The organism is Chitinophaga varians (assembly GCF_014529945.1).
GTDB lineage: Bacteria > Bacteroidota > Bacteroidia > Chitinophagales > Chitinophagaceae > Chitinophaga > Chitinophaga varians.
Genome location: NZ_JACVFB010000009.1, coordinates 176680 through 198112 on the forward strand (window position 1 = coordinate 176680; position 21433 = coordinate 198112).

At 50.2% G+C, this 21433-nt stretch carries 17 protein-coding genes and 1 other RNA gene; 11 read left to right on the plus strand and 7 right to left on the minus strand.

What is annotated here, in order from left to right:
- Nucleotides 1-60: 60 nt before the first annotated feature.
- The 3 genes from ICL55_RS33575 to ICL55_RS33585 all read right to left on the minus strand — a co-directional run bounded on the left by ICL55_RS33575 (nt 61) and on the right by ICL55_RS33585 (nt 2846).
- Complete coding sequence (locus tag ICL55_RS33575) at nt 61-498, minus strand: QcrA and Rieske domain-containing protein (protein WP_188106143.1); 438 nt, start codon at nt 496-498, stop codon at nt 61-63.
- Nucleotides 499-706: 208 nt separating this feature from the next.
- Nucleotides 707-1483 carry a helical backbone metal receptor gene (locus ICL55_RS33580; protein WP_188106146.1) on the minus strand — a complete coding sequence of 259 codons (777 nt, stop codon included), beginning with the start codon at nt 1481-1483 and terminating at the stop codon, nt 707-709.
- Nucleotides 1484-1487: 4 nt separating this feature from the next.
- Complete coding sequence (locus ICL55_RS33585) at nt 1488-2846, minus strand: pyridoxal-phosphate dependent enzyme (RefSeq protein ID WP_188106148.1); 1359 nt, start codon at nt 2844-2846, stop codon at nt 1488-1490.
- A 305-nt stretch (nt 2847-3151) separates the two neighbouring features.
- Between ICL55_RS33585 and bioD the strand changes: the two genes are divergently transcribed.
- From bioD to ICL55_RS33635, 10 genes are all read left to right on the plus strand, one after another.
- Nucleotides 3152-3793 carry a dethiobiotin synthase gene (bioD, locus tag ICL55_RS33590; protein WP_188106150.1) on the plus strand — a complete coding sequence of 214 codons (642 nt, stop codon included), beginning with the start codon at nt 3152-3154 and terminating at the stop codon, nt 3791-3793.
- On the plus strand, nt 3790-4371 hold the full coding sequence (locus ICL55_RS33595) for a 5-formyltetrahydrofolate cyclo-ligase (RefSeq protein WP_188106152.1): 582 nt from the start codon (nt 3790-3792) through the stop codon (nt 4369-4371). The genes bioD and ICL55_RS33595 overlap by 4 nt, the downstream gene beginning before the upstream one ends.
- 2 nt (nt 4372-4373) lie before the next feature.
- On the plus strand, nt 4374-5453 hold the full coding sequence (lpxK, locus tag ICL55_RS33600; RefSeq protein ID WP_343067911.1) for a tetraacyldisaccharide 4'-kinase: 1080 nt from the start codon (nt 4374-4376) through the stop codon (nt 5451-5453).
- A 14-nt stretch (nt 5454-5467) separates the two neighbouring features.
- Entirely contained in the window at nt 5468-8452 is a 2985-nt protein-coding gene (rnr, locus tag ICL55_RS35135) for a ribonuclease R (protein ID WP_223151683.1), read from the plus strand.
- A 42-nt stretch (nt 8453-8494) separates the two neighbouring features.
- A complete protein-coding gene (locus ICL55_RS33610) occupies nt 8495-9466 on the plus strand; it encodes a polyprenyl synthetase family protein (protein ID WP_188106154.1) in 972 nt (323 codons plus the stop codon).
- A gap of 174 nt (nt 9467-9640) precedes the next feature.
- Complete coding sequence (locus ICL55_RS33615; protein WP_188106156.1) at nt 9641-11272, plus strand: amino acid permease; 1632 nt, start codon at nt 9641-9643, stop codon at nt 11270-11272.
- Nucleotides 11273-11322: 50 nt separating this feature from the next.
- Nucleotides 11323-11790 carry a DoxX family protein gene (locus ICL55_RS33620; protein WP_188106158.1) on the plus strand — a complete coding sequence of 156 codons (468 nt, stop codon included), beginning with the start codon at nt 11323-11325 and terminating at the stop codon, nt 11788-11790.
- Between the two features lie 147 nt (nt 11791-11937).
- Nucleotides 11938-12993 carry a Smr/MutS family protein gene (locus ICL55_RS33625; protein ID WP_188106160.1) on the plus strand — a complete coding sequence of 352 codons (1056 nt, stop codon included), beginning with the start codon at nt 11938-11940 and terminating at the stop codon, nt 12991-12993.
- A 120-nt stretch (nt 12994-13113) separates the two neighbouring features.
- Nucleotides 13114-13481, plus strand: an RNA gene (gene rnpB / locus ICL55_RS33630) — RNase P RNA component class A.
- Nucleotides 13482-13555: 74 nt separating this feature from the next.
- A complete protein-coding gene (locus tag ICL55_RS33635) occupies nt 13556-13969 on the plus strand; it encodes a DUF4870 domain-containing protein (protein WP_188106162.1) in 414 nt (137 codons plus the stop codon).
- A gap of 159 nt (nt 13970-14128) precedes the next feature.
- Here ICL55_RS33635 and ICL55_RS33640 read toward each other — a convergent pair whose 3' ends face one another.
- Nucleotides 14129-15820 carry a S8 family peptidase gene (locus ICL55_RS33640; RefSeq protein ID WP_188106164.1) on the minus strand — a complete coding sequence of 564 codons (1692 nt, stop codon included), beginning with the start codon at nt 15818-15820 and terminating at the stop codon, nt 14129-14131.
- Between the two features lie 325 nt (nt 15821-16145).
- Between ICL55_RS33640 and ICL55_RS33645 the strand changes: the two genes are divergently transcribed.
- Nucleotides 16146-16676 carry a hypothetical protein gene (locus ICL55_RS33645; protein WP_188106166.1) on the plus strand — a complete coding sequence of 177 codons (531 nt, stop codon included), beginning with the start codon at nt 16146-16148 and terminating at the stop codon, nt 16674-16676.
- Nucleotides 16677-17362: 686 nt separating this feature from the next.
- On the opposite strand, the gene amaB is transcribed toward ICL55_RS33645, so the two are convergent.
- From amaB to ICL55_RS33660, 3 genes are read right to left on the minus strand one after another with little or no spacing between them, the layout of a single operon-like run.
- Entirely contained in the window at nt 17363-18892 is a 1530-nt protein-coding gene (amaB, locus tag ICL55_RS33650; protein WP_188106173.1) for an L-piperidine-6-carboxylate dehydrogenase, read from the minus strand.
- Between the two features lie 23 nt (nt 18893-18915).
- Nucleotides 18916-19806 (minus strand): DUF1338 domain-containing protein, encoded by an 891-nt coding sequence (locus tag ICL55_RS33655; RefSeq protein WP_188106175.1) that lies wholly within the window; start codon nt 19804-19806, stop codon nt 18916-18918.
- Nucleotides 19807-19848: 42 nt separating this feature from the next.
- Nucleotides 19849-20919 carry a saccharopine dehydrogenase family protein gene (locus ICL55_RS33660; RefSeq protein WP_188106177.1) on the minus strand — a complete coding sequence of 357 codons (1071 nt, stop codon included), beginning with the start codon at nt 20917-20919 and terminating at the stop codon, nt 19849-19851.
- Nucleotides 20920-21433: the final 514 nt, after the last annotated feature.

Sequence of the window (21433 nt, forward strand, 5' to 3'; positions counted from 1 at the left end):
CAATAAAGAGCCCTACATTCATCATTCATCATTCGTCATTCGTCATTGGTAATTTGTAATTCAACTAACGATGAGGGAGTTGCCGTTAACAGTAATAGTATATGCTGTCAACGGTGCTGTAGCCGGACCGGTATTAACGGCGCCACTGGTCGTATACCTGCTGCCATGGCCGCAGGGCGCGTTACATTCTATCAGCTTTGAGGTGTTGTTGAACGTGGCAACGGTACATCCCTGATGGGTACAGGTGCTGGACAAAGCCGTGAAATCTGCTGCTGTCTTGCCGGTGCCGGTACGGATGATGATAACCCCATTGGAGATTTTAAAGTCACCGGGGTTAGGAAGGTCTGTGCCCAGATTAAGCGACAGTTTTGCGTTTGCGCCGCCGGGCGTTGGCTGCGGTGAGGCACTGTCCCCGCCTTTGCTGCAGGCTGCCAATCCGCCAACGCAGGCCAGTGCCAGCGTCATTCCGATGTTGGATACAAAATCCCTTCTTTCCATAAAAAGTGTTTTGTGAATAAAATGGAGATACTCTTGTTACGGAGAAGAAAACGGAAAGGTTGCTCAGCAACCATCAGAAACAAAAAAAAAGCCGCTCCTGGCGGCTCTTCATGAATATGCTGACCGGCGTGTTCGTGCATCGAAACCATCTCAATATTCGACAGCAACCAAACACCACAAGGACCTGAATCATAACCAGCCCAGGGCTTCAGCCCTGGGAAAACAGCGTTTGAAAATACGCCGGCGCTTCCAGTAGCCGGCTGCCATACCACGAAAACATTTCGCCGTCTACCAGCATCACATGGGCTTCGGGAAGGATCGCCTGTATTTCATGGATATGTTTTTCTTTGAACGGATAAGGCTCGGAAGATAGCAGCACCAGCCTGCAACCGCTGGCTGCCAGCTGTGCTTCTTCGATGGCCGGATAACGGGGGATGGCTGCAAACACATTTTGCAGGCCGCAATGTTGCAACATCTGGTGAATGAAAGTGTCTCCGCCGGCGGCCATCCACGGATCGCGCCAGATAAAGTAGGCGGCGGGGACCGGATGAGCGACTGGTTGTAATGCTGCGAAACGTTGCCGCACCGTGGCGGCCAGCTGTATGGCGGCTTCCGTTTTTCGGGTAATGGCGCCGATGCCGGTGATCATCTCACAGGCATCTTCCAGTGTCCGGATATTGCTCACCCACACGGGATAGTGCTCCATCAGTGCTTTCACGTCTTCGGCAGTATTCTCCTCTTTGTTGGCGATGATCAGATCGGGGGATAGCTCCCGGATCACTTCCATGCGCACGTTCTTCGTGCCGCCTACGCGCGTTTTGCTGCGGAACCACGTTTCCGGATGTACGCAGAATTTGGTGATGCCCACCACTTCCTCCTCCAGCCCAAGGGTATATAAAAGTTCTGTCTGCGAAGGCACCAGCGAGATAATTCGCTTAGGTGCCTCCGGCAGATGAATGGTACGGTTCAGTTGATCCCGGAACATAATACTAACGGCCCAGGGCCTGAATGATGTCGTATTTGGTTACAATATGATGATCGCCGCTTTCGTCTTTGGTCATGACGGCGCCGTTTTCACGATTGATGTAAACGGACAGCTTTTCTATCGGTGTGTCCTGATTCACCATGGGGAAAGGGGCGTGCATGACTTCCTGTACAGAGGCGTCTTTCAGATGTGGATTATCAATCAGTTTGTTGAACAGGCCACTTTCTGAAACAGCGCCGATGATGTCGTTGCCTTTGGTGACGGGGATATGTTCGATGTCGAATTTGCGCATTTTGGCAATGGCTTCGCTTACTTTCTCATCCGCATGGATGGTGACCAGCGGCATGTTCCGGCGGGCGCCCACAATGTCTTTCACGGTTTTTACATCGAGGAAGCCGCGTTCCATCATCCACTGGTCGTTGTAGACTTTACCTACATAACGGCTGCCATGGTCGTGGAAAATTACTACCACCACATCGTCCGGCGTCAGGGTGTCTTTGAGCTGCATCAGTCCTGCTACGGCGGATCCGGCGGAGTAGCCCACAAAAATGCCTTCTTCTTTGGTGATGCGGCGGGCCATCACAGCGCCGTCTTTATCGGTCACTTTGGTGAAGGCGTCGATCACGCCCATGTCGTAGTTCTGCGGCACAAAGTCTTCGCCGATGCCTTCCGTGATATAAGGATATACTTCACTCATATCAATTTCACCGGTCTCGAAATATTTTTTAAGCAGGGAGCCATAGCTGTCGATAGCCCACACTTTGATGTTTGGATTTTTTTCTTTCAGGAATTTGCCCGTGCCGGTAATGGTACCGCCTGTGCCGGTGGCCACAATGAGGTGGGTAACCTTGCCGTCTGTCTGGTCCCATATTTCCGGGCCGGTTTGCTCGTAGTGGGCATCGCGGTTGGCGAGGTTATCATATTGATTCACATAAAAAGAGTTGGGTATTTCGGTAGCCAGTCTTTTGGATACAGAGTAGTAGGAGCGGGGATCTTCCGGTTCTACGTTCGTCGGGCATACGATCACTTCTGCCCCTACGGCTTTGAGGATATCTACTTTCTCCTTCGACTGCTTATCGGTGGTGGTGAAGATACATTTGTAGCCTTTGATCACGGCTGCGAGGGCAAGTCCCATACCGGTATTGCCGGACGTGCCTTCGATGATGGTGCCGCCGGGTTTGAGCAGGCCTTTCTGCTCCGCCACTTCTACCATCTTAATGGCCATACGGTCTTTAATGGAGTTGCCTGGATTGAAAAATTCCACTTTGGCGAACACGGGACAGGGGAGGGAAGCGGTTACGCGGTTCAGTTTTACCAGCGGGGTATGTCCTATCGTTTCGAGAATGTTTGCTGCGTATTTCATAAAATGAATGAGGTTGTGTACAGTTGTAAATTACGAATTAAGCCCAAACAAACAGGTTGCTGCTGTTAATTTGCTGTAACCGGGGTTAGCCGGCGATCGGCAGAATCCCCTGATTTCTTTTTGTTTTTCTGATAATGATTTAGGTAGATGAATTTTTTTTAATAATAACTGCAAATTGATGGAAAACATCCAAGATTTAAAAAATGTTAAAATCTGATGTTCTCTCTGGTCATTCACCCTGAAAACAGCCTCCATTCGTAATTCGTAATTCGTAATTCATAATTCCTCCGTTATATTTGCCGTAGATGAATCGAATATTTGTAACCGGTATTGGTACCGGTGTGGGGAAAACCATCGTATCCGCCTGTGTGACCGCCGCCCTGGAGGCCGATTACTGGAAACCTGTACAATCAGGGTCTGAAGAAGGGACTGATACGCAGACTGTCAGGGCCCTGGTGCCGGAAGGCATCACGGTTTGCCATCCGGAAGCTTATGTACTCAAAGAACCGGCCTCGCCTCACCTGGCCGCCCGTATGGAACAGGTGACCATTCATACCGCTGAAATTGTAAGGCAGGCCGACCAGCTGCAACCGGCTCACCGGCCTTTGGTGATAGAAGGTGCGGGCGGACTGCTGGTGCCGCTGACCGACGACGTCCTGACGCTGGACCTGGTCCGCGATCTGGGTGCAGGCGTTATCATCGCCGCACAGAACTATCTGGGCAGCATCAATCACAGCCTGCTCACCGCACGGGTGCTGCAACATGCAGGCGTTCCCGTTATAGGCTGGATTTTCGGCGGCGATTACCATACCAACGAAGATGATGTGGTGCGGCTCAGCGGATATCCCCGTATCGGGCGTATCCCGCAGGCCGTGGAAGTCAATATGGCATTTGTGCAGCAACAGGCACAACTTTTGTCAGCTCCCCTAAAGGCGTTACTGGCATGATCACCAAAAAGGATATACGAAAACACTTCCTGGAACAGCGCCTGAACCTCCCAGACGCCATGGCGGCAGACCTGAACGAACGGCTGCTGGCCAATGCCCGCCAGCTGGATTATCAGGGAGTGCGTTATCTGCATCTTTTCCTTCCCATCTCGGAAAAAAAAGAGGTCGATACCTGGCCGTTGGCCCAATGGCTGCGGCTACAGTACCCGGACATACAACTGGTGCTGTCAAAGGCCGACATGAAAACCGGCGATATGCTCCACTATGCGTGGCACACCAACACGGTACTGGTGAAAAACCGTTTCGGCATCCCGGAGCCGGACAACGGGGAACTGGTACAGCCGGAAACGATCGACCTGGTCATGGTGCCGCTGCTGGCTTTCGATCAGCAGGGCCAGCGGGTAGGGTATGGCAAAGGCATGTACGACCGTTTCCTGAAATTGTGCCGCCCGGACGTGCGTACGGTAGGCCTTTCGCTGTTTGGCCCTATCGAGGGGATCAGTGATGCCGATCCCTGGGACGTGCCGCTACAGACGGTGGTGACGCCCGACCTTATTTATCATTTTAAACAACCTTAGCAGTGCTGAAACTACTGAGCTACCTGAAAATACTGTTATATCCCTTCTCCCTGCTCTATGGCCTCGTGATGTGGGTCCGTAACCGCTTCTATGATAAAGGCCTGCTGACCGCCGTGGAATTTGATCTCCCGGTAATTGCCTGTGGCAACCTGTCAGTAGGCGGTACAGGAAAGACGCCACATGTGGAATACCTGATCCGCCTGCTCAAAGATCAGTTCAGAACGGCCACCCTCAGCCGGGGCTACAACCGCCGCACCAGCGGCTACCTGCTGGCCGACGAACACAGTACGGCTGCTGAAATCGGTGATGAGCCGATGCAGTTCCATGCCAAATACCCGGATATCAAAGTATGCGTAGGGGAGGAAAGGATGCTGGCTATCCCGCAGCTGCTGGGCGATGAGCCGGATACGCAGGTGGTCCTGCTGGACGATGCTTTCCAGCACCGGTCTGTTAAGCCCGGCATGAACATCATGATTACCGAATACAGCCGGCTGTTTACCCGCGACCATGTGGTGCCCTTCGGCCGCCTGCGGGAAGGAAGAAACGGTTATAAACGCGCCAATTGTATTATTGTGTCCAAATGTCCGCCGGATATGAGCCTGGCGGAAAAAGCGGCGCTGGAAAAAGAAATTAATCCGTTACCCGGTCAGCGGTTGTTTTTTACTACCTTGCAGTACGGCGCATTATTTGATATGACAACGCGGCAGCCTGTGAATGTTCCTGCTTCGGCAGCTGTGTTGCTCGCTTGCGGTATCGCCCGTCCGGAACCTTTGCTGGAAAAGCTGCAGCAACAGTTTCAGCAGGTATACCTGCTGGCGTTTCCCGATCACTACTACTATTCAGAAAAAGATATTGCAAAAATTAAAAAGGAAAAAGATGACCTGCCTGGAACACAAAAAATGGTCATCACCACAGAAAAAGATGCAGTAAGATTACATCTCCTGCAAAAAGAACTGGCAGAACAAAACCTGCAAATTGCTGTTATGCCAGTGGAAATTTCGTTCCTCTTCGGGGAAGCGGAATCATTTAATAACTTTATTTTTGACTATGTGGCCCGGCAGTTGCCGGCCTTCGGTCAATAAGACTACAACCAAACATGAGTAAGAAAAAGAAAGATAAGAAACACCCCGGCCAGAAGAAAACCTTCAGAGGTATCGTGGAATTGACCAGGTCAGGAATGGCCTTCGTGATTGTACCGGGACTCGCCAGAGACATCATGGTAAAGCAGAAAAACCTGCATACCGCCCTCGATAAAGATGAAGTGCTGGTAGATGTGATCAAACATGCCAGAGGCGATGGTCGCCAGGAAGGCATCATAACTGATATCCTTAAACGTAGTAAGACTGAATTTACCGGCACCCTCCAGGTGAGCAAAAGCTTCGGCTTCCTGATCACAGAAAAGGGCATGTTCATGCCGGACATCTATATCCCCGCCAATTCCCTTAATAACGGGAAGTCCGGCGACAAAGCCGTGGTGAAAGTGGTGGCCTGGGGCGAGAAAACCCGCAAACCGGTGGGAGAAGTCATCGAAATCCTCGATGCCAGCGATACCAACGACCTCGCCATGAAGGAAATCCTCATCGAAGCCGGATTCCCGCTCAACTTCCCCACGGAAGTGATGCAGGAACTGGCCGAACTCAAAGAGGAGATAACGGAGACGGAAGTACGGAAACGCAAGGATTGCAGAAACATCCTCACTTTCACGATAGACCCCATCGATGCCAAAGATTTTGACGACGCCATCTCCATCCGGCCGCTGAAAAACGGCCTCTATGAGATCGGTGTGCATATCGCCGATGTGAGCCACTATGTGGTGCCCGGCACGGAACTGGACAAAGAAGCCGACAGGCGCGCTACCTCTGTGTATCTGCCCGACCGCGTACTGCCCATGCTGCCGGAAAAAATTTCCAATGAACTGTGCTCCCTGCGCCCGCATGAAGATAAACTCACTTTCTCCGCCATCTTCCAGATGAACGAGCAAGGGGAAGTGAAGCATCACTGGATAGGACGGACCATCATCCATTCTGACCACCGCTTCACTTATGAGGATGCACAGGAAGTGATTGAAACCAAAGAAGGCCCTTATAACAAGGAAATCCTGCTGCTCAATAAAATAGCCCAAACGCTGCGTCAGGAACGCTTTGCACACGGTGCTATTAACTTCTCCTCTCAGGAGGTGCGCTTCAAACTGGATGAAAAAGGCAAGCCGATCGGCATTGTAGTGAAAGAAAGCAAAGAAGCGCATCAGTTGATCGAAGAGTTCATGTTGCTGGCCAACAGGACTGTGGCCACTTACGTATCTAAAATCAAGGTCAACAAACAATCGGTGCCTTTCCCTTACCGGGTGCACGATACGCCGGACCCTGACAAACTCAAGGTGTTCGCCGCTTTCGCCGGTAAATTTGGCTATAAGTTCGACGTGAGTTCACCTGAAAACATTGCCCGTTCGTTTAACAGGATGTTGCAGCTGGTGCAGGGTAAACCTGAACAGCACGTACTGGAAACGCTGGGTATCCGTACGATGGCCAAGGCTATTTATACGGTCAATAATGTTGGTCACTACGGCCTCGGCTTTGATGACTACTGTCACTTTACATCTCCCATCCGTCGTTACCCCGATGTACTGGTACATCGGGTGGTGGCCGAATGTCTGGCCAATAATATCCATCCGGACAAACAGATGGAAACGAAATGTAAGCACGATTCCGAAATGGAGCGCAAAGCCATGGAAGCGGAAAGAGCAGCCAATAAATACAAGCAGGTGGAATACATGCAGCAGTTTATTGGTCATACTTTCGAAGGCGTGATCAGTGGCGTAGCACATTTTGGCTTCTGGGTAGAAACAGTAGATACCAAATGTGAAGGGCTGGTAAGTATCCATAACCTCAACCGCAAAGAAGAATTTGCTTTCAACGAGGCAGAGTATGCGTTGGTAGGACAGGCCAGTGGCCGCCGTTTCCGCATCGGTGAGAAAGTGACCATCCGGGTGGTGGCTGCCAATCTCGCCAAACGTCAGCTGGATTATGAGCTGGACAGCGAACTGGCAGTTGCCGGTCGTGAGTTCAGGCCCGGTCAGCGTGATGAACGCCGGGAAGGCCGCCGTGACAACAAAAAGAAAAAACAAAAACGCGGTCAGCAACAGCCATGGCAGCCAAGGGAAAAACAACCTTTCGCACCGAAAGCTCCTGCTGCTCCTGCCGTTTCTCTGGAAATACCGCCGGCACCGGTTGTTGACCAGGTGATCGCTGAAACACATGTGGTGGATATTGCCACGCCGCCACCGGCAGCAGTCGTTCCGCCGGTAACACCGGAAGTACCTGCGAAGAAAAAGAAGGCAGCGAAAAAACAGGCAACCGAAAAAGCGGCCCAGGCGGATGCCACACCAGCGCCGGTACCAGTGAATGTTGTACCGGAAGCGGCTCCTGCGTCTCCCGAAAAAATAAAAACAAACACCGGTAAAAAAGCGGCAGAAGCGCCCGCACGGCCGATCGTAGCAACACCAGCTGCACCAGCCGCTAAAAAAGCAGAAAAGAAAACAACCGCCGACCAACCTGTTGTCACCAAAGCTGCTGCTAAAAAGCCTGCTGCCGAAGTGGTGCCGGTAGAAAAGAAGAAAGTAGTCAAAGCCGCTGTATCAAAAGCTGCCGCTAAGAAAGCCACCAAAAAAGCGGCCGTGAAAGCAACACCTGCTGCCAAAACAACAACCGCCAAAGCCGCTGCTAAAAAGGCCGCCGTGGCCAAAGCGCCGGTCGCCAAAAAAGCTGCTGCTAAAACGACCACTGCTAAAGCAGCTGCCGGTAAAGTAGCTACCACCAAGGCTGCCGCTAAAAAAGCCGCTGTGCCGGCGAAGAAAGCCGCTGCTAAAAAAGCGACCGTTGCTCCTGCAAAGAAAGCGGTCGTGAAAGCTCCGGCTAAAAAGGCCGCGACGAAAGCACCAGCAAAAAAAGCTGCCGTAGCAAAGGCGCCGGCTAAGAAAGCAACCGTTGCCAAAGCGCCGGCTAAAAAGGCTGCGGCCAAAGCAGCTCCTAAAAAGGCGACGCCGAAAAAAGCTGCTGCTGCTAAAAAGAAACCCAAAAAATAACTAAATAAAGAAATAACTAAATAAAATCACCGTCTATTTGAAATGCATTCATTTAAAGAGTTAATAGCGCAGTTCAGCCAGCAGTTTGATCAATGGCATTTTCCGGAAGAACCTAAACGTTTATACAATGCAGCCTCTCATATTCTGCAGATCGGCGGAAAACGTATCCGCCCGGTGCTCTGCCTGATGGGCAACGAACTGTTTGACGACCTGCATCAGGATGCCTTTCAGGTAGGCAACGCAGTGGAACTGTTCCATAACTTCACGCTGATTCATGACGATATCATGGACAAAGCGCCCATCCGCCGGGGACATCAGACGGTACATATGATCTATGGCGAGCCCGCAGCCATCCTGGCCGGCGACGTGATGCTGATCAACGTGTATGAGATGCTTAACAAGGTACAGTCCAGATATAAACAGAAAATCATCACCGTGTTCAATAAAGCGGCCAAAGAAGTATGTGAAGGCCAGCAGATAGACATGGACTTTGAAACAATGGACCCGGAACAGGTACAGTATGATGACTATGTGCGGATGATTGGCCTGAAAACCTCTGTGCTGCTGGCAGCCAGCCTTCAGCTGGGTGCTATCATCGGCGGCGGCAGTGAAGGCAATCAGGAACATATGTACGCTTTCGGTAAAAATGTGGGTATCGCCTTCCAGATACAGGACGACTTCCTCGATGCTTTCGGAGATCCCGAAAAATTCGGCAAACAGCAGGGTGGGGACATCCTCGTCAATAAAAAGACGTTCCTGCTGCTGAAAGCGTTGGAACTGTGCAACCCCGCACAGAAGGCAGAGCTGAAAAAGCTGATGGAAACCAACCCGGATGATAAAGTAGCCAGGGTACTGGACCTTTTCCGCAGCTGCAAAGTGGATGTCTGGGCAGAAAAAGAAAAAGAACGTTTTCAACAACAGGCCTTCGCTCACCTCGAAGATATCGCTGTGCTGTCGGCCCGTAAAAAACCACTGATGGAACTGGCAGACTTCCTGTTAAACCGCCAGCAGTAATTTTTATATTCAAAATCGCATTATATTCGCGTCTTTCTCAGGACCGGAGGGGGAAAAATGAATAAATAATTAGATTGTTAAATGATTATTTTTCATATATTCATTTTCCCGGCCACCGGTCCTGGGCAAGATTTTTTTATTAAAAGACAACACTAAAACGTAATTCCGTCGCCAATGTCTAACTCGCTGTTTAGAAAGAAGTCCCTGACCACGATTATCAAAGATGCCAATGAAGGAATGACTGACAGCCTTGAAACAGGAGTAGGCATGCACAAAGTACTGAAGGTGAAAGACCTGACGGCGATGGGGATTGCAGCGGTAATTGGCGCCGGTATTTTCTCCACTATTGGGGAAGCTTCTTTTCATGGCGGCCCGGGCGTGTCCCTGCTGTTTGTGATCACCGCTATCACCTGCGGATTCTCCGCCCTCTGCTATGCAGAATTTGCCTCCCGCGTACCGGTGTCCGGCAGCGCATATACTTATTCATATGTGACTTTCGGTGAACTGGCAGCCTGGGTAATTGGCTGGGCGCTGATTCTGGAGTATGCCATTGGTAATATCGCGGTGGCCATCTCCTGGAGCGGCTATTGCAATAACCTTTTACGCGGACTCGGCATAGCGTTGCCAGACTGGCTCTCGAGCAACTATGACAGTGCTTCACAAGCGACCATAGAAGCTGCACCACATATTTTCGGGATCCCTTTTATCGTCAACCTGCCGGCTTTCCTGATCGTCATTCTGATCACTTACCTGGCTTATGTAGGTATCCGGGAAAGTAAGCGCAGCGCCAATTTTATGGTGGGACTGAAGATCCTGGTGATCCTGTTTGTGATCGCCCTGGGCTTTTTTTATGTGAATCCGGGCAACTGGAGCCCCTTTATGCCTAACGGTTTCTCTGGCGTTTTGAAAGGCGTATCGGCCGTGTTTTTTGCCTATATCGGCTTTGATGCCGTGAGCACCACCGCGGAGGAATGTTCAAACCCGCAACGCGATCTGCCACGTGGCATGATTTACTCCCTCATTATCTGTACCGTGTTGTATGTACTGATCTCTTTTGTACTGACAGGCATGGTGCCTTATTTCAAACTGAAAGTAGACGACCCGCTGGCGTTTGTGTTCAACGAAGTGAACCTGCCGGGTATCAGCTATATCATCTCTGTGAGTGCCGTGGTGGCCACCACCAGCGTACTCCTGGTGTTCCAGATCGGTCAGCCCCGTATCTGGATGAGCATGAGCCGTGATGGCCTGTTGCCCAAAAAATTCGCTAAAATCCATCCCCGGTTTAAAACGCCGTCCTTCGCCACCATTATCACCGGTATCATTGTGGGCGTGCCGGCGCTCTTTCTTAATCTGACGATCGTAACAGACCTCACCAGTATCGGAACGCTGTTCGCCTTCATCCTGGTATGCGGCGGTGTGTTGATGCTGCCTCCACAGGAGAAAACCGCAGAGAAACGGTTCCGGTTGCCTTACATCAGCGGCCAGATCATTGTGCCTGTGCTGGTAGTGGGACTGCTGGTGCTTTTCCGGGGAGAGATCGGCCGCAGATTGTCTTTTGAAGGCGGCTGGGAGGTATGGAAACACAATATTCCCTTCTTTTTCTTTGCCATTGTGACGGTGTTGATCACCTGGTTCTCCGCGGTACGTAAGCTGTCGCTCATCCCGGTATTGGGACTGCTCAGCTGTTTTTACCTGATGACCGAGATCGCGCTGAAAAACTGGATCGTATTCAGCATCTGGTTAGTCATTGGCCTCAGCATTTACTTCCTTTACAGCTACCGCCACAGTAAGCTCCGTCAGGCCTAAATCCGGGTTATTTTTCGTAACTTAATAGCCAGTTCTTTAAATGTCATTTTATGAACACGCTACAAAGAGTTGCACGATGGGGTGATGCACATCACCCGGTATGGTTGAGCGTTGTACGTATGGCGCTGGGCCTTTTCCTGATGTGGGTAGGTGTCCTGTTTGTGATGAACAGGGATGCACTGGACACTATGATCAATCAAAGCCCGGCGTTGGTTACTTTCGCCTTCTTCATTGCACACTACATTGTTTTTGTGCATATCGTAGGCGGACTGTTCATAGCGATGGGCCTGGAAACCCGGTTCTGCGCCGTGCTGAACATCCCGATATTGCTGGGAGCACTGTTCTTCGTGCATTCACGGACGGGATTGTTCCAGGTGTATCCGGTGTTGGGTCTCTCTGTGCTGGTGCTCATACTGCTGATCGTTTTTGCGATAACCGGCAGTGGACGCATCTCCGTGGACGAGTTTATGCGGAGGCATCCGGAAAGGAAGCGTAAGCATACCTACATCGATTTCTGAGCCGGCTGTTTAATATAGGCGTACCTGTGAGTACCACCATTTTAATGGCGCAGGAGAGGTACGGCCCCCACCAAAATCAAATCTTCCTGTCTCTTCGTCACTTTTTCCCCGTCAAAATTCTATTTTTGTGCCCAGAAGAATGCAAATATGAAATATCAAACTGGAGACAAGATATTACTGTTGAGCTCAAAAGAAGAAGGCACAGTAGTAGACATTGTCAATGACAATATGGTGATGATAGAAGTGAAAGGCACTACTTTCCCGGTATACCTTGATCAGATAGACTTCCCCTATTTCCATCGTTTTACCCAGCAGAAACTGGTAAAAGAAAAGCCCCGCCAGATTCCCGGGGATGAGATCAAAGTAGACAGAAAAAAATACGAAGTGTTTAAGACAGACAAAGGCATGTTCCTGTCTGTATTGCCGGTATATCAATTTGATGGATACGATGAAACCGTGAAGCTGATGAAGTTTCACCTGTTTAACGATACGCCGCATGCCATGCGCTTTTATTTTCAGATATGGCTCAACAATCAGATGGACCTGGAGATAAAGAATGAAATACAGCCGTATAATCATTTTTATCTGGCAGATCTGATATTTGAATCCCTGAATGATAATCCGCGGTTTGAGTTTACCTTTTTCCTGAAAGAGCCACAGCCTAAGCTGGCCACTTCTGTGAAGAAGACCTGGAAGATCAAACCCAAACAGATGTTCACCCAGTTGGAAGAGCTGCGTACCAAAGCAGAAGCTACCCTGACTTACACACTGTTTGACAAATTCCCGGATAAAGAACCAGAGCCGCCAGCGCCGGCAGAACAGCCAAACGCCAAAAAGGCCAAACCAACAGCTACTATTGGTTCAGGCAACTTCGCCAGTCTGCTGAGCAAAATACAGCTGCAGCCCGAAACGACCCTGGAGCCTAAACATGAGGTAGACCTGCATATTGAAGCCCTGGAGAAAAACTGGAAGGGGATGAGCAACATCGCGATACTGGCGGTGCAGCTCAATGCTTTTCAGCGTTACCTCGATTTAGCGATCAGTCATCATCAGCATAATCTGATAGTGATCCATGGCGTGGGCAAAGGCAAGCTGAAAGATGAAATTCACCAGATCCTCCGTCAGACGCCGGAGGTAGCAAACTTTGTGAACCAATACCATGCTAAGTATGGTTATGGCGCCACTGAAATCACTTTTAAATAACTGCGTACATCATAGCTGCATACGCGAAGCTCTTTAGCGCCTAAATATTTTGGCGCTAAAGGGTTTTAAGTTTAAAATATTTTGCACCTGAATGCCCAAATGCGGTACCTTTGCGCTCCAACTACAAACCGTGCTATCGTTCCTTTGGCTTGTCTGAAGGGAAGGAAAGTCCGGACAGCGTAGAGCAACACACCACCTAACGGGTGGGCTCCGGCTTGCCGGAGACAGAGAGTGCCACAGAAAATTACCGCCCTGCTTCGGCGGGGTAAGGGTGAAAATGTGGGGTAAGAGCCCACGGTGCAGGCAGGTAACTGTTTGTGCGGGTAAACCTTGTGTGCTGAAATGCCATGTATACGGACGTTTGAGGGCTGCTCGTCCGATGTCCGAGGGTAGGCAGATACAGGGGGCGCGCGAGCGTCACCGCAGATAAATGATAGCAACCCTGGCTTGCCAGGGGACAGAATCCGGCTTACAGGTTTGTAGTTTTTTTCTTTTTCTTTTCCCCTGCTTTGATATTACAATAAAACCTCCTATCTTCTCACCCTTATTAATCCTGTTTTTTATGACGTTAAGAGACGAACGTAACTGGGGCACTTTTATTCACCTTGGTGGTATCGTGGGCTCTGCTATTTTCAGGCCGGCCGGCAATGTAATCCTCGTGCTGGTATTATGGCTGATCAAACGCAATGAATCCCGTTTTGTGGATGATCAGGGCAAAGAAGCCATTAATTTTCAGATTACCATCAGTCTGGTCAGCGTGCTGATCTCTATACTGGCGGGTATTTTCAATGGCCTTTGGTCATTAGGCAGCTGGATGACCGGTGGTTTCTTTTTCTCCAATGGCTGGAGCTGGAGTTGGGGCGGGCTGCATGGCCTGTTATGGGTGGTGAACCTGATCTTTAGTATTATCGCTGCGGTGAAGGCGAATGAAGGCGTTTCCTATAGGTATCCGTTTTCGCTGAGACTGGTTAAATAGTCACGCAAAGGCGCAAAGCAGCAAAGAGCGCAAAGAAGATATTTAAGAAAATAAAGAAAGCAAAGGAGCGAATGTCAGATTCTGATATTCGCTCCTTTGCTTTCTTTTATTAATCTTAAAAACCTTTGCGCTCTTTGCTGCTTTGCGCCTTTGCGTGAGCTAGTTTTTTCTAACCGGTTTCATTTTCGCTTTGTTCTTCTTCTTCACGTTTTCGCCTTTGATGGTGGCAGCCAGTTTTAAGGCCTCATAAGTGTTCACCACACCACCGCTGACAGAAAGATCCGCGAAGTCAATTTTTTCGTCCTGTGTACCTGGTTTGTTCACTTCTTTGGTACCATCAGGGAGCGGTGTTGCACTCTTTTCGAGAATATATTTCAGTTGACGGGCGCTCAGCTCAGGATAATAGGAGAGCACGAGGGCGGCCACGCCGGCCACTACCGGTGCTGCCATGCTGGTGCCGCTGGCACTGCCGTACTTATTGCCACCAGGAATGGTAGAGTAGATCTGTACGCCGGGCGCAAAGAGGTCCACGTTCTTTTTGCCATAGTTGGAGAAGCCTGCTACTTTATCAGGAGCCTGGCCATTGCCGCTGGCGCCTACGGTGATGAAGTTGTCCGCACGGGGGCTGCCATCTGCAAAATCCGGGTTAGGGTAGTTCGGCACTGAGTCGTTGTTAGCGCCATCGTTGCCAGCTGCATGTACCAGCAATACGCCTTTCTTTTGTGCGTATTTAACTGCATCATCCACCCAGTCTTTGTGAGGAGAGTAGGGTTTACCGAAGCTCATATTGATGATCTGCGCGCCGTTGTCTACCGCATAGCGGATCGCCAGGGCCACGTCTTTATCCCTTTCATCGCCATCAGGCACTGCTTTTACCGCCATGATGCGCACGTTGTCGGCCACGCCGTCGATACCTGCCCCGTTGTTACGGAGGGCGCCGATAATACCACTAACGTGGGTGCCATGGAAGCCGAATTTACCCATCACGTCGTTGTTGCCGTATTTGGTATCGGTGATATCCTCGTATTTGTCGCCCACGATCTTTTCGCGGTTTTGATTGGGTGGCACTTCTGTGGCTTCAGCTTTTCTTTTCAGGTCGCCCATGTAGGCATCGAATTCCATTTTGAATTCACCGAAAGATGCAGGCTCTTCGCCTGTGCTTTTCAGCAGCCGGGTCATGAAGTTGCGCGCCAGGAGCACATCCTGATTGGTGGTTTGGATACTGTCGAGCTGGCCAACAGTAAAGTCTTCCTTATTGAGGTAGGTCTTCAGAATATTTTCGCATTTGTTGACGTTCTCCTGAAGTTTGGCCATCGATTTATACTGCAGCTTGGTCTGGGAGCTGGGTTTTTCTATTTTCTGTTTGAGGGTTTGCCAGATGGCATATTCCTTAGAATTCTTATCCAGCGTAGAGTCAGGATCACCGTACTTGTTTTTGTAGCGATAGTATTCGCGGGTAGCTTCATCGGAGTCTTCTTTCAGGCTGCTGCCATCTTTAGCGCCAAGGAAGTTCCAGCCGTGAATATCGTCTATGTAACCATTCCCGTCGTCGTCTTTCCCGTTGCCGGGTATTTCGCCCGGATTGGTCCACAGGATGCCTTTAAGGTCTTCATGGAGGGTATCAATACCGGAATCAATTACCGCGACAATCACCGGTGTGCTTTTTTTCCCTTTCAGTATCTCTTTGTAGGCTTTTTCGGTATTGGTGCCGTAAACACTGTCGGTCTCATAGTTCAGTAACTGCCAGTTTTTCGGTACCTGGGTTTTACTCTGGGCACTGGATTTTGTTGTAAAAGCAGCCGTCAATGCAACACATGCCAAGACTGCAACCTCTCGACTAAACAATTTCATGTTCTATAATTAATAATTAAAATATCATGATGCGAATAAAGGTATAGAAAAAGGCTTAGAACGGGCGAATTTTAATGATAAGCGCACTATTTGTTGGTTAACTGGAGAAAATTATATGAGTGGCCATTCTTATCAGGTAATGGGAGCTAAACAGCCGCGTTGTCCACCCATCACATTACTGCTATAATTTCGCGGGGAAAACCTACCTTTACGACGGTTCCTTTCTTTTCCTCTGTAACGTTCTCTTCCCCATCAGGCGCCCATTTCAGGGGAATATCCCCTTGTGATTTTGTTTTGTATTACCTCATCATTAAAAACTACCGTCATGCTGAAAACTGCTATTCTAGCCACCCTGCTGGCTGCCGGTAATGCCGCCTTTGCCACCGGCCCTGAAAAAGTGACCACCGTTATTTTCGTGAACGCAGCGGAAGAGGAATCATCACCATCCGCCGGCCTTAGTGATGAAGGGCGGGACCAGACCCGTTCCTTTACAGAGGCCTGCCGGCATATCGACGTGGCCGCTATTTATACCATTTACGTCAACAAGGCTGTACAGACAGTAACGCCATTATCAGAACTACGGCAATTACAGCCGGTTTATTACTGGGTAACGAAAGATCAGGAGACCAGAGACTGTGTATTGGACTGCATTGTCAGACAAAACAGGGGCAAGACAATCGTTATTTGTGGAAATCCGGAAAATATTCCTGCTATGGCCAGAAGCCTTGGTGTAAGGGCAAAAACAGTCAGAACCCTTTATGATAAAGGATCAGGTCAGTTTTTGATTGTCCGCGTACTTGGAAATAATACTGCCGTAGCACAAAAGTTGAATATGAATATTCAAAAAAAAGTCTAATATTTATAGTCGGAAGAATATTTGATGGCTTCCCGCTATCGGATATTTTTCTCATAAGCATGGTTTCCGTTTAACGAAAAGCGGGGTTCTCTAACCTCGCTACTTTTTTAAAAACTTTGAATCCGGAAATTGTGTAAGTCGATGTATGTAGAGGAAAGCCCTGTGTTTGCAGGGAAATTTTATCAACCGCTTTTAAATCTGATCAGGGAGGAGCGCATCCTGACATGAATGTTAAAAGCTCCGGGGCAAAGCCTCGGAGCTGGAAGAAGCCAGGAGTTTAACCACAAATTTGATTATCAAAAACTTTATCATAGAAGGGCTGGCCAGGATGGTCGGCCCTTTGGTTTTTTGATCTGATCCGTCTGATTCGTTTCGGTCCGCCTGTTTCCGGTCTCATCCGTTTGGGTTCGTTGTATTCCATCTGATTTGATCCCCCAGGGCTGAAGCCCTGGGCTATGTTGTCATTCAAATTCGTTTCCGGCTAAGATCTGTTATTTAGGGCAGTAATGCTCGTGGCTCAGCTCTTTGAGGGAGTATTTACGTAAACATTTAGACCCATCATCCCAAAGAAACTGAAACACAACGTAGCCCAGGGCTTCAGCCCTGGGAGGGAATGAAGACGGATACAGGCATAAAAAAGGGCACATCCTTTCGGATATGCCCTTTGGTTATTTGTTGTTGGCCGGTTACAGGTCAAATTTAATGCCCTGTGCCAGCGGCAGTTTGTCGGAGTAGTTGATGGTATTGGTTTGGCGGCGCATGTATGCTTTCCATGCATCGGAGCCGCTTTCTCTGCCGCCACCTGTTTCTTTTTCACCGCCGAAGGCGCCGCCTATCTCTGCACCGGAAGTACCGATGTTGACATTCGCGATGCCGCAGTCGGAACCGGCGGCAGACAGGAACTGTTCTGCTTCGCGGAGGTTCAGCGTCATGATGGCAGAGGAGAGGCCCTGAGGCACGTCGTTCTGCATAGCGATGGCTTCGGTGAGGGTTTGGTATTTCATCACGTAAAGAATGGGCGCGAAGGTTTCGTGCTGTACGATGGCGTAGGTATTTTCTACGGCAGCGATACAGGGTTTCACGTAACAGCCGGATTCATATCCTGCTCCTTCGAGGACACCGCCTTCCACGAGGAAGGTGCCGCCTTGTTCTTTTACCTGGGAGATAGTGCTCAGGTAAGCGTTCACTGCATCTTTATCGATCAAGGGGCCTACGTGGTTCTTTTCATCCAGCGGGTTACCGATGCGGAGCTGTGCGTATGCTTTTACCAGTTTGGCGGTGAAGGCATCGTATACGCTTTCATGAATGATGAGGCGACGGGTGGAGGTGCAGCGTTGGCCGGCAGTACCTACTGCGCCAAATACAGCACCGATGAGGGTCATGTCCAGATCGGCGTCTTTAGACACGATGATGGCGTTGTTACCGCCCAGTTCCAGCAGGGAGCGGCCCAGGCGTGCTCCTACGGCGGCGCCTACGCTTTTGCCCATACGGGTGGAGCCGGTAGCGGATACCAGCGGAATACGATGATCGTTGGACATCCATTCGCCTGTTTCACGGCCGCCGGTCACCAGGCAGCAAACGCCTTCCGGGACATTGTTGGCAGCGAATACGGTTTCGACTATACGTTGACATGCCAGGGCGGTCACGGGTGTTTTTTCGGAAGGCTTCCAAACACATACGTTGCCGCAAACCCATGCCAGCATGGAGTTCCAGCTCCATACCGCCACCGGGAAGTTAAAGGCGGAAATAATAGCGGTAATACCCAGCGGATGCCATTGTTCATACATGCGGTGGCCGGGGCGTTCGGAATGCATGCTCAGGCCGTAGAGCTGGCGGGAGAGGCCTACCGCGAAGTCGCAGATATCGATCATCTCCTGTACTTCTCCATAACCTTCCTGGAGGCTTTTACCCATTTCGTAGGAAACGAGGCGGCCCAGCTGTTCTTTATGTGCACGCAGCGCTTCGCCGATCTGGCGCACAATTTCTCCTCTTCTCGGAGCTGGCCACTGGCGCCACTCTTTGAATGCTTCCTGGGCTACAGCGATCACCGCGTCGTAGTTGCTGCGGTCAGCACTTTTTACGGTGGCAATGGTTTTATTGTCTACCGGTGATACGGACACGATGTCTGCTCCGCCGGCTTCCAGCCAGTGTTTGCCGGTGCTGACGCCGCTCTGTTGTGTGCTGATGCCAAAAGCTTTTAAAATATCATCTGCCATGGTGGGTGTATTAATAGACTAAATTAGGAACTTTTTTTCGTTTGGGTAGAGTACGTGCTTTCAAAGATCTTGTCGGCATTCCCCGCTTCAAAGCCTTCCCGGCGGTGCTCGCGACGGATGGCGGTAGCTGGAAGATCTGCAAATTCCGGCAGCACTTTCCTTTCTGCAAATTCCACATAGGAGCCGGCGATTTTGATGGTGTCGCCACCGGCAAAGGTGGCCGGTATCATGCCTGCTACTGTGGCGCTTTGCAGCAGTTTACCGTCGGGACTGGTCTTGATTTTTCCGCCGGCGTCATTGAGGATAAAACCGTTTTGTTCGAGGAACTGGTTGAACTCCGCAATGGTGTTGTATCCTGCGGGCAGATTATGTACGCTCACCGTAAAATGGTTCAGGTAGTAGCGGTTATAAATCACCCAGGCGGCATATTCGCTTTCAGCAGCCAGCGTCTGGAAATCCGCCAGCGTAGGGGTACGCCAGAGGCCACTGTGCAGGAAGGTGTCCACCGCTTTGCTGTCGTCCAGGTCCAGGAGCGTTACGGGGTCCACTTTTACTTCATCGGTGTAACTGATGATGATATCCTGCGCCGCCTGGCTCAGGTCTTTCACCCGCAGCTCACTGATAAAGATGCGCGGATATTTCGGCAATGGTGGCGCATACCACCATGCATCCAGCTTTTTGGACGCGAAATAGTAGTGGTCCATTTTCGTATAGCCGTAGTGGAGGAAGATCTTCTCCAGCGACTGTACGCCGAGTTGCGGTACTCCCATGGTACGGAAGGCGATATGATCGTTTTCGATATCGTCCGCTTTCCCGATTAATCCTTTGCTGACCATGGCAGCGATGACTGCTGACACGTCTGGCACCCGCTCCTGGTAACGGCTCATCAGGCCGTTTAATACTTCTTGTAACATGGCGTTTGTTTGAGCTTCCTGCGGCCAGCCTGTGGCTGACTGCTAATTATAATATTGAGCAAACCTGTTGCTGATCAGGTCTTTGAAAATCACGTCTTCCTGTTTTACAAATCCATTGCCGGGCAGCAGGCCTTTGGCATGGAGGTCTATCACCGCGCAGGCTGCACCGGCAGTGGTGAGCTGGATAGCGGTAAAGTCTTTGCCGCCTACTTCCTGATTGTAGATCTTACGGGAGTAGGAGCGCTGTACTGATCGACCGTTCACCATACCGGACACGGAAACGAATACCAACACCACGTCCTGCGGCGTGAAAGGTATGCTATCTTCCATAATTTCCTTCAGCACATCCCGTTTTTTATTGAGTTTCAGCTCGTTGAGCAATATTTTCATCAGCTGGCAATGGCCGGGATACCGTACCGTTTTATAGTCGAGGTTGTATACTTTGCCATCCAGTATTTCGGCGAGGGCAGAAAGTCCGCCGGACGTATTAAAAGCCTCATATTCTATGCCATCGAGGGCGAAACGTTCGTAGCCTTCGAGGGGCATTACTTCCTTGCGTTCGCCTTCATAGATGGCATCACAGGGATTGCAGTATTCGTTGATCAGGCCGTCTGTGCTCCAGGTGAGGTTGTACATCAGGCTGTTGGTGGGAAACTGTGGCAGGGCACCTACACGCAGTTTTACCGAGTCGAGGGTATCGAACTGTTTGGCGATGTCATAAGCGGCGATGCTGATGAAACCCGGCGCCAGTCCGCATTGTGGCATAAAGCTCACTTCCGCGTTCTGTGCAATTTCGCGGATGGCATTGGTGGTCGCCACGTCTTCGGTGAGATCGAAGTAGTGTGTTTTCGCTTTGGCGGCAGCGGCAGCGATTTTTACGTTCAGGAAGAAAGGGCAGGCGCTCAGCACCATGTCCTGTGGTTCCAGGGCTTTTTCCAGCGCGGCAGCGTCGTTGACGTCCAGTCTGGCTTTGCCGATGTTACTGTCGGTACATTTGTCCAGCAAGGCCTGGTTACTGTCTGCCAGTGTTACCTGGTAGTCACCAGACTGTTGTAACAGGAATGCTGCTGTTTCGCCGATCTTGCCGGCGCCGATAATCATTACACGTTTCATAATCTATTGGAATTATTAATAATAGACAGATACTGGCTGAAACGTAAGCACAGTATGCCCACTCTTATACAAGAGGACAGCACCTGGTAAAATTTACCAAGTTTGCAGGGCATAATATCGGCATTATATAAAATAAATGCCGGTGCGTCCGTTACAGCGCAACAGGGATCCCTAACAGAGAGGGACCTACGAAAAATATGTTCAGGGAAAAAATATTACCTGCCTTTCCAACTCATGGCACATGGGAGCAGGTGCTCCGCAGATAGGAGAGAAGAGAGAGTTGTATGTTTAACAGGTAATTCATTGGTGATAATGAAAGAGCTAATATAGGTAAAAAAGCGGAGAAATTGCACGCGGCGGCGTAAAGTTTTTTCACGCAAAGGCGCAGAGCAGCAAAGATGCAAAGAAAATGAGTAAGCAAACAGAGAAAGCAAAGGAGCGGAGACCAAATTTTGATCTCCGCTCCTTTGCTTAGTTTTAAAAAACCTATTGTTTGCGTCTTTGCTGCTCTGCG

What these genes read in the sequence shown, in the direction of transcription:
- ICL55_RS33575 (WP_188106143.1), bottom strand. Translation starts at nt 498, where the DNA reads ATGGAAAGAAGGGATTTTGTATCCAACATCGGAATGACGCTGGCACTG.
- ICL55_RS33660 (WP_188106177.1), bottom strand. Translation starts at nt 20,919, where the DNA reads ATGAAACGTGTAATGATTATCGGCGCCGGCAAGATCGGCGAAACAGCA.
- ICL55_RS33610 (WP_188106154.1), top strand. Translation starts at nt 8,495, where the DNA reads ATGCATTCATTTAAAGAGTTAATAGCGCAGTTCAGCCAGCAGTTTGAT.
- ICL55_RS33620 (WP_188106158.1), top strand. Translation starts at nt 11,323, where the DNA reads ATGAACACGCTACAAAGAGTTGCACGATGGGGTGATGCACATCACCCG.
- ICL55_RS33655 (WP_188106175.1), bottom strand. Translation starts at nt 19,806, where the DNA reads ATGTTACAAGAAGTATTAAACGGCCTGATGAGCCGTTACCAGGAGCGG.
- ICL55_RS33640 (WP_188106164.1), bottom strand. Translation starts at nt 15,820, where the DNA reads ATGAAATTGTTTAGTCGAGAGGTTGCAGTCTTGGCATGTGTTGCATTG.
- ICL55_RS33615 (WP_188106156.1), top strand. Translation starts at nt 9,641, where the DNA reads ATGTCTAACTCGCTGTTTAGAAAGAAGTCCCTGACCACGATTATCAAA.
- ICL55_RS33580 (WP_188106146.1), bottom strand. Translation starts at nt 1,483, where the DNA reads ATGTTCCGGGATCAACTGAACCGTACCATTCATCTGCCGGAGGCACCT.
- ICL55_RS33585 (WP_188106148.1), bottom strand. Translation starts at nt 2,846, where the DNA reads ATGAAATACGCAGCAAACATTCTCGAAACGATAGGACATACCCCGCTG.
- bioD (WP_188106150.1), top strand. Translation starts at nt 3,152, where the DNA reads ATGAATCGAATATTTGTAACCGGTATTGGTACCGGTGTGGGGAAAACC.
- ICL55_RS33595 (WP_188106152.1), top strand. Translation starts at nt 3,790, where the DNA reads ATGATCACCAAAAAGGATATACGAAAACACTTCCTGGAACAGCGCCTG.
- ICL55_RS33635 (WP_188106162.1), top strand. Translation starts at nt 13,556, where the DNA reads ATGACGTTAAGAGACGAACGTAACTGGGGCACTTTTATTCACCTTGGT.
- ICL55_RS33645 (WP_188106166.1), top strand. Translation starts at nt 16,146, where the DNA reads ATGCTGAAAACTGCTATTCTAGCCACCCTGCTGGCTGCCGGTAATGCC.
- rnr (WP_223151683.1), top strand. Translation starts at nt 5,468, where the DNA reads ATGAGTAAGAAAAAGAAAGATAAGAAACACCCCGGCCAGAAGAAAACC.
- ICL55_RS33625 (WP_188106160.1), top strand. Translation starts at nt 11,938, where the DNA reads ATGAAATATCAAACTGGAGACAAGATATTACTGTTGAGCTCAAAAGAA.
- amaB (WP_188106173.1), bottom strand. Translation starts at nt 18,892, where the DNA reads ATGGCAGATGATATTTTAAAAGCTTTTGGCATCAGCACACAACAGAGC.